This window comes from Arthrobacter sp. E70 (assembly GCF_058266945.1).
Genome location: NZ_JBYQFR010000012.1, coordinates 62,732 through 77,492, shown reverse-complemented (window position 1 = coordinate 77,492; position 14,761 = coordinate 62,732). Strand labels below are relative to the sequence as shown.

The following is a 14,761-nucleotide window of genomic DNA, read 5'->3' as shown; positions in this document are numbered from 1 at the left end:
CACCACAGAAGACATCAAAGGAGCCACACATGCCCCGCATTCCCGCACACACCCTCGATACCGCTCCCCACGGGTCCAAAGACCTGGCCGCTACCATGGAAAAGCGGATGGGAAAGCTGCTGAACATCCACGCCGGAATGGCTCATTCCCCGGTTGTGATCGCAGCCTACAACGGCATCTCCCAGGCTATTGCCGCCCACGGAACCTTCGATGCACGGACCAGGGAAGCCATCGCCCTGGCCGTCGGCAACCAGAACGACTGCGACTACTGCCAGGGCGCGCACACGGTCTCGGCCCATAAAGCCGGGTTCAGCGAAGAACAAATCATCGCGATCCGTGCCGGTGAAGTGGACTTCGACCCCAAACTCGCCGCCATCACTGAGGTAGCACGCGAAGCGGCGGCTCGAACCGGGAACGTCTCCGAGCCCGTGTGGCAGGCAGCACTGGACGCCGGATGGACTGACGAAGAGCTCGCCGAGGCATTCGCACACATCGCCGCGAACCTCTTCACGAACTACTTCAACCATTACGCCGGGACAGAGCTGGACGTTCCCGCTGCACCGCCGCTGAACTCCTAGCGCCACGCCGTTCCCACGGGTGTCCCCGCACGCTGCCGGGGCCTCGGGGGAACCGGCGGCGGTTGCTTCGTCCGGCCTCTTGCCGGCACCCTTTGCAGCTACAGCCCGGTCATCCAGGACCTACCCTCGAGGAAGACTTATGTGGAACTCTTTTATCCGGCCAGCCAGCATAATGACCGGTTTCCTGCTCGTTCTGGGCGTGTCCGCCTGCAGCTCACCATCAAACCCTCTGCAAGACAAACCCGGGACAGGCGCGGCGACAGCCGCAGGCCCGCTGCTCGTGGGGTCAGCAAACTTTCCCGAAAGTGAGATACTCGCTGAGATCTACGCCGGTGCCCTCAATGCAGGAGGCGTCCCCGCCCAGACCAAACCGCAAATCGGATCCCGGGAGGTATATGTCAGGGCCGTGCAGGACGGTTCAATCGACCTGGTCCCCGACTACAGCGGCAACCTGCTGCGGTACGTGGACAAGAGCGCCACGGCAACCAGCGCGGCGGACGTGATGAAAGAACTGCCGGGCAAGCTTCCGTCCGGGCTGGCTGTGCTCGAACCGGCCGCTGCTGAGGACAAAGACTCGATCGTCATCACAGCACAAACCGCCACCAAGTACGGGCTGAAAAGCCTCGAGGACCTGGGGAAGGTTTGCGACCGGATTGCGCTGGGGATGCCGCCCGAGGCGCAGGAAAGGCCCCAGGGCTTGCCCGGACTTAAGGCGAACTACGGCTGCGTCCCGAAGGAGTTTGTCCCCTTCAACGACGGCGGCGGCCCCGTGACCCTCCGGGCGCTGCTGGATGACAAGATCCAGGCGGCGGACATCTTCAGCACGTCACCGCTGATTGCCGGCAACAACCTGATCGCCCTTGAAGATCCCAAGAACAACTTCGCGTCCCAGCAGGTTTTGCCTCTGATCCGCAGCGACCGGGTGGGCAGCAAAGCCAAGGACATCCTCAACAAAGTATCGCGGGTCCTCACCACGGACGACCTGGTGCAACTGAACAAAAAAGTCTCCGGGGATGCCAAACAAAGCCCCCGGGACGCCGCGGCAGCTTGGCTCAAGGAAAAGAACCTCGGCAGCAGCTGAGGTTCGGCGAACCAACCCACTGCAAGCGGGCGCTTAAGGCGCATTAGAGATGTGAGTATCGGGCCGGGTCAGCGGCGAAGGTATCCCGGCAGCCTTCTGAGCAGAAGTAGTAGGTCCTGCCGTGGTAAACAAGGGCTGCGCCCGGGCTGGCTGCATCGACGCTCATACCGCACACCGGGTCCGTCACGGTACCGCCCGCCAAACCGGTATCTTCTTGCGGTATGCGAGGGGACTTTTCGCCACGGTTTGCCTCCGGCTCCGAGGCACTGGTGCCCGGTGCCATGGGCGCGGCAGCGGACTGGTTGATGTATTTTCCGGGATCGTTGACGAATTTTTCGTGACACCGGTCCGAGCAGAAGTAATAGGTGCTCCCCGCGTGGGTATGGATGGCCGGGGCGTGTGCGCGTTCCACCTGCATCCCGCACACCGGGTCCTTGGCGTATTTCTCCATCCCGCCGAAGCGTTCCCTGTTCCGGTACAGCCAGTACACGACGGCGCCGACGGCGATGGCGGTGATGTTCAACCACGTGGTGTAGTTCCATTCAAAGGAGGTGCGGGCGATCTCTGTCGGGCGGTCCGGGGCGGGGACGCCCAGGGCACGGAACAGCAGGTCCACGACCAGCCCGGAAACGCTCATGACCGCCCAGAACGAGAAGAAGATCCGGGCGGCGATCCGGCGCCCGTAGAACTTGCCGTAAATGATGACCAGCGGCAGGGCGATGAGGTCCGCGAACACGAACGCGACGGTACCGCCGAAGCTCAGGCCGCCCTTGAACAGGGCCGCGGCCAGGGGAACGTTCCCGATCGAGCAGACGAAGCTAATGAACGCCACGAACGGGCCCACGATGACGTTTTCCAAATCCGTCCAGAACCCATGGCCGGAGAAGAACACGACGCTGTAGGCCGAAGCGGGCACGGCGACGGCCAGAATCCCGGCGACCAGGTAGCCGATGAGCAGCTCGCGGCGGAGCATGCTCACGTCCGAGACAGTGTAACCGGCCGCATCCGCCCACCCTGCCTTCGACCGTAGCCGCTGCCGCAGGCTCACCCCGTGCCGCTCAGCCTCGTCAGACTCCGCGGCACGGCCCTTGGCGGAAGCGCGGGCGTTGAGCCGTTCCCTGGCCTGGGCGAGTTCGGCGGCGGGGAAAACACGTGGGGCGATCAGGACGAACAGGGCAATCATGATGGCCCCACCCACAAATTCGGCCAGCGCGAACTGCCAGCCGATCAGCAGCCACAACACGATTCCGAGTTCAACTACCAGGTTCGTGGAGGCGACCATGAAGACCATCGCGGTAGTGAAGTCCGCGCCACGCTGGAACAGTGATTTCGCCAAGGCGGTGGCCGCGTAGGAACAGCTCGAAGACGCCGCACCGAGAAATCCGGTGCGCACCACGGTCCCGGCCCGGTGGTCACCCATGGCTTTCTGCATCTCGTGCCGGGACACGAACGCCTGCACGGCCCCAGACAACGTGAATCCGAAAATCAGGGCCCATAAGGTGGCCCAGAACATGAAAAATGCCTCCAGGACGCTCTGCCCCGCCGTCTGCAAAAGCGTCATCAGCGCGTCCCCGCTCGGTCCCTCACGCCTGAGGGGCCGGCCAATGCCGGACGAGTCCCTGAACAGCCAGGGCCAGGCTTGGCTCCTGGGCTCGCTGTGGTCCGTTTGCGGTCTTGCCAGAGCGCCAGGAGGTGCCCAAGTTCCCGAAGTACGAACCCGATTCTGCCCGCAGCCCCGGCATCACAGCCGGGCAAAGCCGGGATGTCCTTCCCTTCATCACGCTGCGGCAACCTTTCGTGCCTGCTCCTGATCACACCTTCTTCCCTCGTGGCCTCGACCCCTCCTGCCCGTGGCCTGGGCGGCGCGGTCCCTCTGACATCTACTGCCTTGGGCAATTGTTGTTCTTCACGCATGGGTTTTTCCTTCGACGTCAATGGTTGTCCGTCCGTCATAGAAGGCGATCAGGCCCGTGAGCTGGCCGGCATCGGGGAGGGGACTTTCATAGCTCCAGGCGATATTTTCGCCCTTTGATCCTGCGCCGGTGAGCGACCAGTACGATGCCGTGCCCTTATAGGGACAGATGGTGCTGTGTGAGGAGCGTTCCAGGACCCCCAAGTTGACGTCCTCCAGCGGCACGTAGGTCCGCACCGGCAACATCGTCTCGTAGACAAACACCGGCCGCGCGCTCTCGGCCAGGACCGTTGTCCCGTAGGCCACCCTGACGTGGCGCGAGGAGGCACGTGCGTCGACCCGATGGAAGGGGTCCCGCGGATGGCCTTCGATCACTTGGTCTTCCTCCCGCCAGCGGTCAAAGGCGTCGAAATCCAGCAGGATATGACCGGCCAGGTCTGCGTCAGTGAGCCGGAACCCGGCTTCCGGCAGTTCCAGGTCCCCGCTTCTCAGGGTCAGTGCCTGGCCCTGGGCTGTGTGGGCGGCGAAGTGCGAACGCTGACCGGCCCGTCCCTTGTCATTGGAAGAGGGTTGGAGATCTGCGGCGATGTCCGTTTCAGGGACCGCGAAGACGGGGATCAGCTTCCGCGGCTCAAAGACGAGAAAGGCATCCCGGGAATCCACGATGGCCCGGCCGCCGGCGTCCGCCCTGATCCTCCGCGGTGTTGGCTCGTACCGCAGATGATGAGCCAGCGACCGCATTTCCGAACTCAACCGAACAGCCATGCCGGGACTCAGTTTCCTTCGGACAGGGCCGGGACCAGATCAGCAAGGGAGGACACGGTGTGATCCGGTGTCTGGAAATAGGCCGGGTACGTCCCCCCTGTCCTGTTGATCCAGGCGGTTCCCAGGCCCGCGCGGGCCGCGCCGTGAATGTCCCAGGGATGGACCGCGACCAGGAGCATCTCCTCCGGCCGGGTACCGCACACAGAGGCCGCGTACTCATAGGAGGCCCTGCCGGGTTTCCAGGCCGGGGCGTCCTCCACCGAAAGCAGCAGCTCAAAACTGTCCCGGATTCCGGCGACGGTGAAGAGCTTCTCTGCCACCTGAGTGGAGCCGTTGGTCAGCGTGACGAGGCGGTATCCGGCACCGTGCAGGGCCCTGACGCCGGCGACGACATCAGGGTGCAGCCCGAGGCTGGAGAACCCGGCCATGACATGCTGCACCGCGGCCTCAGTCTCCCGATTCAGGTCCATGCCGCTGAACAGGCCCCGTAGGGCTTCAGCGCCGATCCCGGCGAAGCTGCCGTTGTCTCCGGCGGCGGTGAGGGCAAAACCGTCCCGCAACAAGATGGCGAACCACAGCTTCGCCAGGTGCGCCGGCGCCCCCACGTCGAGGAACCGCTGGCCCATGGGGGACATGTCCGACAGGGTCTCGTTGACGTCAAAAACAATGAGTGAGGGTTTCATCCAGTTCTCCTTCAGTAGTACGTGCAAGGTGCGGTCGGTACCGGCCACGAGCTTCCGGACGGTACAGTCTGGTATCACCGTGGGGATTCGCCGGCCCTAAAAGCATCTCTGATCATCTGCTCAACCATGGCGGGGGCGGCGAATGACGCGTCAGGATCAGCAGCGCCAGTGGGCGGGGGAGTGAAGAGGAGCCGCCCGGCGTACGGGGCGTCCGGCCCATCACATAGGCGGCGGCCGTCTGTGCGTAAAGCTGTCGTGCGTCTTCGACGCTTCGTTCTCCTTCAATGATCTCCACCGAGGCTCAGTGTGAGGCTTGCAGGTACACCGCGAATTCTTTTTCGAGGTATTGCTTGGGTCGGGCACCGATCACTGAGGATTTCAGTTCGCCGTCGTTGAACAGGTAGATGGCAGGGATGGAGGTGATGCCGTATTCCGCCGCGACTTGAGGATTTTCGTCGATGTTGACCTTCACGACGTCGACTGTTCCTGCGTGCTCGGCCGCGATCTGGTCCAGGACGGGGGAGACCATCCTGCAGGGCCCGCACCAGTCGGCCCAGAAGTCCACGATGACTGGCTTGTCTGCTTGCAGGACCTCGTGTTCAAACGTGTTGTCGGTGACAGCTTTTGCGCTGCTCATAGCGTTTCCTTTCGGTATTTGAGGTTGTCGAGGGCCAGCTGGAAGGCCTCACTGTAGCTGGGGAACTGGGCGACCTGGTCGTGAAGGACGGCAATGGGTACTTTGGCGCGGATCGCGAGGGAAGCCTGGTGGATCCATTCCCCGGCCAAGGGCGACACCGCCCAGGCCCCGATAAGGATCCCCTCGTCGGTGTCGGTGAGGATTCCGAGATTCCCGCGTGGTTCCTGCTCGTAGGTCCAGGGGCGGGTAAGTGATTTGGCCAGGTCCAGTTCGGCGAACGCTGTTGCTCGTCCCTGCTCGTCGGCTTGGGCCTGGGTGATCCCGGCGGCCGCGATTTCCGGGTCCCCGAAAACCACCCTGGGGATGCCCTGATAGCTGGCCGGGCGTGGCCGGCCGAGGATGGCGTCTGCCACGATCCGGCCCTGGTACTTAGCCACGTGCGTGAAGGGCATGACGCCGGTGGCATCACCAATCGCCCACACATTGTCTGCGGCCCTGCAATGCTCGTCGACCTGCACCGCGCCCCGGGCATCGAGAGCTACCCCGGCCGTTTCGAAGCCGAGGTCCTTGCTCCGTGGCCGACGGCCGGTCGCGAAGATGACGACGTCGGTACTCACCGATGTGCCGTCGTCGAGATCCAAAAAGCTGTCTGTTCCGTCCCGCCTGGCACGGACAGCCCGAACGCCAAGGCGCACCTTCACCGCGGCTTCTTGCAGGTAGAGCCCGGTCAGTTCACCAACCCGGGGTTCTTCGTGTTCCAGCAAACCCGTGCCGCGGTGAACCAGCGTCACGTCCACGCCGAAGCGGGCCAGGAACGTGGCTGTTTCGACGCCAACCGCGCTGCCGCCAATCACCACCGCCCGCCCCGGCAAGGTAGTGGAAGTGAACGTTTCCCGGTTGGTCCAGGTGGTCACGTCTTCTGCGCCTGCCAGGTCGGGGATGACCGCTTCGGAGCCGGTGGCGATGATGATGTGGTCGGCGGTGATTGTCCTGTCGCAGGCCTGCAGGGTGCCGGGGCCGGTCATCCTCCCTTCGGCTTTGATGACCGTCGCCCCCTGACCCGTGTAGCCGTCAACCTGGGCCTTGTCGTCGAGGTGGCGGATCATGTAGTCCCGGTAATCACTGGCAGCAGCCCAATCCAGCTCAACTCCCCTGACCCCGGCCGCCCGGGCCGCCGCAGTCCTCGCTTCCGGCGGCCGGAGCAGGGTTTTCGAAGGAACGCAGGCCCAGTAGGCGCATTCACCGCCAATCAGTTCGCGTTCGATCACGGCAACCTTTGTCCCAGCCTTCAGAAGCCGGCTGGCTGCCACTTCGCCCCCCGGGCCCATGCCCAGGACAGCAACATCGAAGTGTTCATCCATCAGTTCCTGCCTTTCTCGTTGGTGTTGGCGTACCCCGGGTCCGTGGTCATGCTGCGCAGCAGGAGAGCCGGGAGATGTCGGTGGTGTAAGACTGGGCCGCGATCTTGATGCCTTCGGCCATGGTCAGGTAGGGGCTCCACAGATTGGCGACCTGTTCAACGGTCATCCCTGCTTCCAGGATGTAGACCCCTGCCGCGGCCAGGTCGCCTGCTTCCTTGCCTACTGCGGTGAGGCCCAGGATCTTCCCAGTTTCGTTCTCGGCCACGAGCTTGATGAAGCCGCGGGTGTCCCGGTTCACCAGGGCCCGCGGAACATACTCCAGCGGCAGGACACGGCATTCACAGCTGGCACCCGCGCCGTTGGCTTCCTTGTCGGTCAGTCCGACGGCGGCCATGGCCGGGCTGGTAAAGGCCACCCGGGGCAGGTGCCGGTAGTCGACTTCGCGGCCGGCGTCATTGAACGCGTTGTCCACAGCGAGAGCGCCGTGGGCGGACGCGACATAGACGAACTCCCGGTGCCCCGTCACATCGCCCGCGGCCCAGACCCTCGGGTTCGTGCTGGCCAGGGTGTTTTGCACCAGGATTTCGCCGCGGTCCCCGATCTTCACCCCCACCGTGTCCAGGTTCAGTCCATCGGTGACCGGGCGCCGTCCCGTTGCCATCAGCAGCCGGGCGGCACGGAATTCGTGGCGGCTGCCGGCGACGTCAGCCACCGCCGTCACACCGCCCGTGCTCTCATCGGTCGCGACCGAGGCCAGAGTGGCGCGGCGAATGACGCGGATGCCCTCGTCGGTGAAGACGCTCATTAGTGCCAGTGAGACTTCGGGTTCCTCCGATGAGGCGAGCCGGGAGCGGACCAGCATGGTCACCTTGGATCCCAGCCGGGCGAACAGCTGGGCCTGCTCCAAGGCCACGAAACCTCCGCCGACCACCAGCAGGGACTCCGGGACCTCCTCCAGTTCCATCGCCGTCGTCGATGTCAGGTAGCCGGTGTCCTGCAGCCCCGACACCGGGGGAGCCCACGGCTCAGAACCCGTGGCCACCAGGTAGTGTGCCGCGGACACCGACTCTTGGCCGCCGCCGGCCGAGACAATGTCCAGCACCGGGTCTTCAGGCGTGCCGGCAAAGGCCGCAGTTCCCTGGCGGAGCTCCCAGCCGTAGTCCTCAATCAGGTCGGCATACTTCTCCGAGCGCATCCCTTCCACCAAGGCACGCTTCCCGCCGATCAATGCCGACATGTCCACCGCGCCGGCACCCGCAGCGATCCCCGGAAACCTGCTTCCGGCGTCGAGAGCCACATGGCGGGCCTCGGCAGCGGCGAGCAGCGCCTTGGAAGGAACGCACCCGGTGTTCACACAGGTCCCACCGATGGTGGACCGCTCGACCATCAATACGCTCTTGCCCAAGTTGGTGGCACGGATGGCCGCGGCGAAGGCACCGCCACCTGAACCGATGATCGCCAGATCAAAGTCAAAACGCTGCACGGCAGACATGGAACCTCCATTGATGGCATTGACGAGCCAGCGACGGGCCTGGCTCCGTTCCGGACAGGTGCTTGCATTTCCTCCTCCCACCATCCACCTTCCCCTGTGGGGGAAGGTCAAGAAGACCACGCTTCTGGGCGCAGAAGATTCCAATAGATGGGGAAACCTTCACCTAAACTGGAATGTAGCCATCGCCCGGGCCCTCAAAAGTGTCGTGGCCCCTCGTGGAAATGAGGACCGCATATGCGTATCGGTGAAGTTGCCAAAGTTGTAGGGATGACGCCCAAGACCCTGCGGTTTTATGAAGAGCAGGGGCTGCTCCCGCCTGCGCCACGGGGCACCAATGGCTACCGTCATTACGACGCAGACAGCGTGGACCGGCTTGATTTCATTGCCCGGGGCAGGGCGGCGGGGCTGTCCGTGAACCAGATCCGCAGCATCCTGGCTGTCCGGGAGCCCGGCAGTGCCCCCTGTGCCCATGTCCGGGATATTCTCGCCGGCCAGCTGGCCGAGCTGGATTCGAGGATTGCGGAACTGACCGCACTGCGGGCAGGGGTCGCGGCCTCCTACCAGGCCGTAGCGGCCGGGGACCCGGCTGCGTGTGACCAATCCAGGATCTGCAGCTACCTCTGATCCCCGCCGCGTCATTCCTCGATCCGCACGCCCCGCCAGAAAGCAACACGGTCCTTGATCGGCGCAGCCCGCTTTTTCGGGTCACTGTAAAACCATGCCGCATCAACGTTGACCTGGCCGTCTACCTCCAGTGTGTGATAACTCGCCCGCCCCTTCCACGGGCAGACCGAATACATGTCGCTGTCCTTCAGGTAGAGCGGATTCACTGCCTCACGCGGGAAATAGTGATTGCCTTCAACCACGACAGTGTCCTCCGACTCGGCAATGACTTTCCCATTCCAGATTGCCCTGACCATGTCCTTACCTCTGATCGTTTCCTTGAAGCGGATGTACCGGACAATGCCCCCTACCAACACGGGCCAATGATGTTGCTCCGGTAGCGGCAACGATAGGCGGACCCCGCCGCCTCTTCTGCGATCTGGAACACACACCCATCGGGATCGGTGGTGCTGTCCGGGGCACCGAAAGCCTGGAATGCGTCTGGTCCGGCTGACAACAGGTGTCGCGTCCGGAAGCTCTTCGCCGGAACTCACCGGGAATTAGGCGCGGCCCCGTGCTGGCCGGTTTATTTCGGCCATTAGGGATCGGTTGACGCTGTGGGCTGCGTCCAGGTCGGAGGCAAGCCCTTCTGCTTTCCGTTTCAGTTGCCGGAGCTCTTGGCTCGCGTCGCTGGCGTGCCGGGTAAGAATTGCGTTTTGGTCTGTCAGTTCCTGGATCTTGACGGATTGGGAGTGGGCGTCCGTGCCGTCGATCTGGTCCCCAAGCAGTTCGGAGATGCGGAGCTGATGCCGTTGTAGTTCGTGGCGGAGCCGTTGGTTCTCCTTGCGCAGAAGGTCGCGTTCGACAAGGAGCGAGCCGGTGGCTGGGTTTGGTGTCCGTTCAGTTGTCGGTCCATGTAGGCTGGCCTGTGCTTTTCTTAGGTGCGCGAGGAGGGGTGGTTGGCGGACGAGCCAGGGGCTGACGCCGGCACGGCGAGCAACATCTGCGACGGTGATAGGAGTGTTTGTCCGTGTCATCGCATCGATGGTGGCCAGGACTGCCTGTCTTTTGATTTTGCTGTCTTTCTTTCGTTGCTGCACCATTGCAGCTGTTTTCGAGCCTAAGTGGGTTCTCATCCTTCATCCTCGACTGTGCGGGTCTTGATCTTGAGGCTTCCGACCGGGATGAAGGGTTTCTCGACGGCGGTCGGGACGCTGGCACGGAGCCGGCGCAGTACGGCGGAGGCTTCCGCGAGGGACTCCCTTTCGCTGTGGGGCAGATCAGCGAGCCGTGTTTCCTGCGCGGCGATGAGAGCGGTGAACGCCTCGATTTCGTTCCGGGTGTCGGTGATGAGTGAGGGTCGAAGGTTCTGCGCGATCTGCCAGGCGAGGTCTTCTTTCATCCGTTCCAGATGCGCCTTGAGGTCTGGGAGGTGGGAAGGGTCGGATCTGAAGAATGTGCAGCCGGCGCATTGGAAACGTGCGGGGCATGCTTTGCCCGCTGCTTTGATGTTGGTCGGTTCGGTGCAGTTGCCGAATGGAACGGCGACCGCCGCCATGGAGTAAAGGTCTTCGGCGACGGGGGAGTGTGCCCCCTGGGCGTCGAAGGAAAGCCTTTTGACGGAGTCGATGGCTTTGCGTTTTCGTGCGTTGCTCACCGTGTAGTACTGCGCTGTGGTGTCGGCGGACCGGTGGTCCATGAGGCGGCGGAGGGTTTCCTGGGGGACTCCCGCGTCCGCCAGTCGTTGGCAGTAGGAGTGGCGGAACGCGTACGCGAAAACGCTCGTCTTGCAGAATGGTGCTCCTGCTCCGGGCCCCTCCGCAGGGCCGGGCAGGTCGGGAAGGTCGAGGTCGATCCAGTTCCGGAGCCGTTTGTTGAACCACGTTGTCTTGAGGTGTTTGTCCCGGGCCCTGGGACGGAAAGTGGGAAAAAGCCAATCCTGCTGCCCGGCGGGCATCGCCGTGATGTGTTGGTCCCGGACGCTAAACCATGTCTCCAGGGCTTGTGCGGTTTCTGCCCAGATGGGCAGGCGCCTGCCTCTGCGTCTTCCTTTGCCGTTGTGCCAGAGCAGGGTGGCTTGGCCGGTGTTGTCGTAGCTGAGGCAGTCACGGCGGAGGCTGGCGGTTTCGCTGGGTCGGCGTCCGGCGTCGCGCAGGAGGGTCAGGTAGCAGGTGAACGCTGCTTTGTAGACGTCGTTGGGGGCAGAGGCTGATGCGGGGTTGGAGACTCGTGCAGTGGGCAATTGCTCGAAGAGGTACTCGATGACGGGTTCGGGAATTGCCCGTCCGGTCTCATCGTCTTCATCTGCCCCTGGGTTGTCTTCGAGGGGGATCTGCAGGTCGTAGTCCAGGGCGAAGGAGAGAGTAGTGTTTTCGAACAGGTCCGAGTTTTTCCGGGCATAGTCGATCATGCTGGCAAGAGTTGATCCAAGGAGCCGTTTGTAGCTGTTGGGCAGGGGTTGCCCGTCGAGCCGGGCCAGGCATGCCAGAGCCTGTGCCAGGATCTTGCCGTGTTCCCGGGTGAGTTCGGACGCGTGGGTGGGCGAGGGGAGGTTCCGCGCCGCGCACTGGACGACAAAGTCGGTGCAAAGCCGTGCGACGTGGGTGATGAGGGTCGTCGCGGAAGTTTCCGTGGTGGATCGCTCGAGGATCCAGAGCTTGGTCATTTGCCGGGCCCATTCCAGGGGTATAGGCCGGAAGTCCAGGGCTGCCATGGAGCGGGCCGACCCGGATCTGTTGGATGACGTCGTCAGCAGGCCGAATGGGATGAGGTCTGACCGGAGAAGATCGCCGTTGGTGGACCACGGGACGTAGCGTTCGAGTAATCGCGCCCGCACCACGCGGAACATCGACCAGGCATTTACTGAGCGCATGACCTTGCTCTCGGACAGGGCCCGGGTGTCGGCGTTGAGGAAGGATTTCGTGGCCTGCGGGAAGTCCATGGCCGAACGGATGAGGGCCCGGGTTGTGACGATATTGATGGGGAAGCCAATGCGGTCCTGGTGCTGAAGGGCCCACAACAGTTCGGTGGCCAATCCCGGGTGGTGCCCGCGCAATGCAGCGAGGTTGAGTTCGTATCCTGCTGTTGCTGCGGCGGGGGCGTGGATTTCCCGGTAACCGTCGGGTTCGATCGAGACGACCGCTTCCCGCTGGAGGTGCAAAGCCAGCTCGCCCTGGGTGGCGATCAGCTTTGAATGGCGCCGGCAGAGTCCGATCCGGTTGGCGGGGTGCCGTTTGTAGCCGCACCATGGGACGGCGCAGTATTCCGGTGCCGTGACTGGCTTGGCTTCCTGGGCGGCCACCCACGCTGGGATGTCTGGAACGGTCCTGATGGGATGGTGGCCCAGGCATAGGGGAGGCAGTCGGTCCTTTTTCTGGTGCCATCGTCGGGGGTTTCCGTCGGTGGCGGCCATCAGGGGCACGCCCAGGCCCTTACTGCGGTTTGTGCAGTTTGCCACCGAGCACAGGATCGGTTCGACGCGGGATGCCCAGTTCGTCCTCTGCAGTTCGGCTGCCCGGTTGATCCAGTCTTCGGCGCTCATGGCGCCCATGCGTTTGGTGTGCCGGATGTAGCGGCCCGTGCAGACATTGCACAGCCCGCTACGGCGGGTGAACGAGGGACGGGAGCATCCGGGGAATTTGCAGCCGTTGACGAGGGTTCCCAGATGGCCCGGCACTCCGGTGAATATCCACGTCGTGCTGTCCCATTCGCTCGGGCGCCAATCGTCCCGGATTTCCTGGGCGAGCATGTCCTGGAACCGGGAGAGGTCCAAAGACGGGTCGACCGGTTCCGCCCGTGCTGGGGAATGAGCAAGATCAGGCGCGGCCTTCCGTGCGCCGGTCATTGCCGCCGCCCCGAACCTGACCGGACACTTTCGATGGCGTCGCGAAGATCTTGGTCGCTGGCATGCTCGTATACGTGCTGTGACGAGGCGCTGCGGTGCCCGAGCAGTTCCTGGACGTCCGGTCCCGGCACTCCGGCCCGTTTCCAACGGGTCGCAGCGGTATGCCGTGTCATGTGCGGGTTGACCCGGAGACCGGCTCGGCCTGAGGAACGGTAGAACATCTTGACGGCGTTGGAGTACTTCATCGCCTCCCCGGCGTGAGGCCGGGAGTACAGGTTAACGAAGACCATGGGGCTTGAGTCCACGTCCAAGCGGTCGATGCGGTCCTCAGCGTAGAGGTGGTACAGGGTGCAGACCGTTTCGGTGACCGGGATGCTGCGCGGATTCGCGGACTTTGACAAGGCGGTGTTGGGGTTCTGGCGCCGACGGACATGGATGTGAGGGCCGACGGTCGCGCAGCCGAGACCGCGGCAGTCATGGAAGAGGTGCAGATCCTTGGTCCGCAGGCCCAGCGCTTCGCCGATCCGGATGCCTGTTTCGAGCATCAGTGCCACCAGGAAGCGGTCACGCCGGTTGGTCATCGCCGAGAGCAGCGAGTGGGCAGCGTGTTCGTCGAGAAGCTTGGGGGCTTCTTCGACTTCCTTGACCCGCACGGCCCTGGCCTTGGATACCTTGCCCGGCAGGAGCCTCTCACCGGAAAAGCCGTATGCGATTCGGGTCTCATAGAAACCGGCAGCGGTCTTCTCACTGATCAGATCGTTGCGGGCAGCCCACATGTAGAACTGGGTCAAGGCCGCGGCGTACTGATTCATCGTTTTCCCGCTGCGATAACGCGGCTCGCGGTATTCCATGTCCGATTCAGCGTTGGGCAACGGAGAGACAGCTAGTTCCCGGATGAACCGTGAAACAACGGGTACGCCGTCGGCCCAGTTCAATCGGGCTGGGCCGAGCCAGGTGAGGAAGGCGGCGAGGCGTTGGGCGTATGCCCTGAGGGTGTTCGTGGACCGGGAGGAACCAAAGAGGTAGTGAAGGTATGAGCTGGCTTCTGGATGCAGTTGGTAGGTGGAAGCGTCCACCACGGCCCACGATGGGCCTCCGGCTTTGTGGATGACTCTGAACGCGATCCATTGCCGGGGAATCGAGGGGTTCGGCTGGTTGGTCGACGGAAACGGAATCAGTGACTGCGCCATGCGGACGTACCTCGTCGGGGTAGATAATCCGTGCGTTCCGAGACGACCCTAGTTCAGAACACACATCCCTGTGAACCCCAGTTGGGGGTAGATAAGGCGGACCTGGACCTGCCAGTGTTCGACGCTCACTAGGTCGCCGCAGCCGACCGGCGCCCGTTTAGCGGTCTTCCACCAGTCCGCCCGGGTGAACCAGCGCACTGGTTCCGCGGCCACGGCCCAGATCCGGTCGTCATACCTGACGGCCAGGGGAATGCCCTTCGCGGTAAACCGGACCTGCACCGGGACGTCCAGGGGTTTATCACTTACTGCTGTTCTTGCCACGGGTCCGCTCTCCCAAGTTCCTGTTCATCATTTCCTCCCGGCGGGTGACCGCCGAGCTCCATACCCAGGTCCGGTACGTGACCGGCCCGTCCTTCCACGTCACTTCGGCTGCTTTCGCTGTCCAGGCGAACACTTCGCCGTCCACCAGTTCGGCGCAGTTCGGGAACCGGATCCACGCCTTCACCGGGATGCCCGGATACCCGTTCTTGACCGGATTGGGCCGGCCCGCCGTGCGTACTGCGCCTGCAGAGCGGCCGCAAAACTCTCGGAGGACATACCACAACCTTAGAATAT

Annotated in this window: 15 protein-coding genes; 3 read left to right on the top strand and 12 right to left on the bottom strand. The window is 63.5% G+C overall.

What is annotated here, in order from left to right:
- The first annotated feature begins 29 nt into the window (after positions 1–29).
- Positions 30–578, top strand: a complete 549-nt coding sequence (locus AC3IMC_RS15770; protein ID WP_490919538.1) for a carboxymuconolactone decarboxylase family protein — start codon at positions 30–32, stop codon at positions 576–578.
- Between the two features lie 139 nt (positions 579–717).
- Complete coding sequence (locus AC3IMC_RS15765; protein WP_490919536.1) at positions 718–1,659, top strand: ABC transporter substrate-binding protein; 942 nt, start codon at positions 718–720, stop codon at positions 1,657–1,659.
- Between the two features lie 43 nt (positions 1,660–1,702).
- On the opposite strand, the gene AC3IMC_RS15760 is transcribed toward AC3IMC_RS15765, so the two are convergent.
- From AC3IMC_RS15760 to merA, 6 genes are all read right to left on the bottom strand, one after another.
- The gene (locus tag AC3IMC_RS15760) at positions 1,703–3,220 is read right to left on the bottom strand and encodes a permease (protein ID WP_490919534.1); all 1,518 of its coding nucleotides are present in this window, start codon (positions 3,218–3,220) and stop codon (positions 1,703–1,705) included.
- Between the two features lie 345 nt (positions 3,221–3,565).
- Positions 3,566–4,312, bottom strand: a complete 747-nt coding sequence (locus AC3IMC_RS15755; RefSeq protein ID WP_490919532.1) for a DUF427 domain-containing protein — start codon at positions 4,310–4,312, stop codon at positions 3,566–3,568.
- 32 nt (positions 4,313–4,344) lie between these two features.
- Positions 4,345–5,019, bottom strand: coding sequence for a haloacid dehalogenase type II (locus AC3IMC_RS15750; protein ID WP_490919530.1), 675 nt, complete (start codon positions 5,017–5,019; stop codon positions 4,345–4,347).
- A 301-nt stretch (positions 5,020–5,320) separates the two neighbouring features.
- On the bottom strand, positions 5,321–5,656 hold the full coding sequence (gene trxA, locus AC3IMC_RS15745) for a thioredoxin (RefSeq protein WP_490919529.1): 336 nt from the start codon (positions 5,654–5,656) through the stop codon (positions 5,321–5,323).
- A complete protein-coding gene (locus tag AC3IMC_RS15740; protein ID WP_490919528.1) occupies positions 5,653–7,017 on the bottom strand; it encodes a dihydrolipoyl dehydrogenase family protein in 1,365 nt (454 codons plus the stop codon). Before AC3IMC_RS15740 ends, trxA begins: the two co-directional genes overlap by 4 nt.
- 46 nt (positions 7,018–7,063) lie before the next feature.
- Positions 7,064–8,509 carry a mercury(II) reductase gene (merA, locus tag AC3IMC_RS15735; protein WP_490919527.1) on the bottom strand — a complete coding sequence of 482 codons (1,446 nt, stop codon included), beginning with the start codon at positions 8,507–8,509 and terminating at the stop codon, positions 7,064–7,066.
- A gap of 234 nt (positions 8,510–8,743) precedes the next feature.
- Here merA and AC3IMC_RS15730 point away from each other — a divergent pair, with 234 nt between their 5' ends.
- Complete coding sequence (locus tag AC3IMC_RS15730; protein WP_490919526.1) at positions 8,744–9,133, top strand: heavy metal-responsive transcriptional regulator; 390 nt, start codon at positions 8,744–8,746, stop codon at positions 9,131–9,133.
- Between the two features lie 11 nt (positions 9,134–9,144).
- Here the strand turns inward: AC3IMC_RS15730 and AC3IMC_RS15725 are convergent, their stop codons facing one another.
- From AC3IMC_RS15725 to AC3IMC_RS15700, 6 genes are all read right to left on the bottom strand, one after another.
- Positions 9,145–9,429, bottom strand: coding sequence for a DUF427 domain-containing protein (locus tag AC3IMC_RS15725; protein WP_377973398.1), 285 nt, complete (start codon positions 9,427–9,429; stop codon positions 9,145–9,147).
- A gap of 243 nt (positions 9,430–9,672) precedes the next feature.
- A complete protein-coding gene (locus tag AC3IMC_RS15720) occupies positions 9,673–10,215 on the bottom strand; it encodes a hypothetical protein (RefSeq protein WP_490919525.1) in 543 nt (180 codons plus the stop codon).
- 29 nt (positions 10,216–10,244) lie between these two features.
- Positions 10,245–12,956, bottom strand: coding sequence for a tyrosine-type recombinase/integrase (locus AC3IMC_RS15715; RefSeq protein WP_490919523.1), 2,712 nt, complete (start codon positions 12,954–12,956; stop codon positions 10,245–10,247).
- Positions 12,953–14,146: a tyrosine-type recombinase/integrase gene (locus tag AC3IMC_RS15710; protein WP_490919522.1), complete on the bottom strand. Its 1,194-nt coding sequence runs from the start codon at positions 14,144–14,146 to the stop codon at positions 12,953–12,955. Before AC3IMC_RS15710 ends, AC3IMC_RS15715 begins: the two co-directional genes overlap by 4 nt.
- Before the next feature lie 48 nt (positions 14,147–14,194).
- A complete protein-coding gene (locus AC3IMC_RS15705; protein ID WP_490919520.1) occupies positions 14,195–14,467 on the bottom strand; it encodes a hypothetical protein in 273 nt (90 codons plus the stop codon).
- Complete coding sequence (locus AC3IMC_RS15700) at positions 14,445–14,750, bottom strand: hypothetical protein (protein WP_490919519.1); 306 nt, start codon at positions 14,748–14,750, stop codon at positions 14,445–14,447. Before AC3IMC_RS15700 ends, AC3IMC_RS15705 begins: the two co-directional genes overlap by 23 nt.
- Positions 14,751–14,761 lie beyond the last annotated feature (11 nt).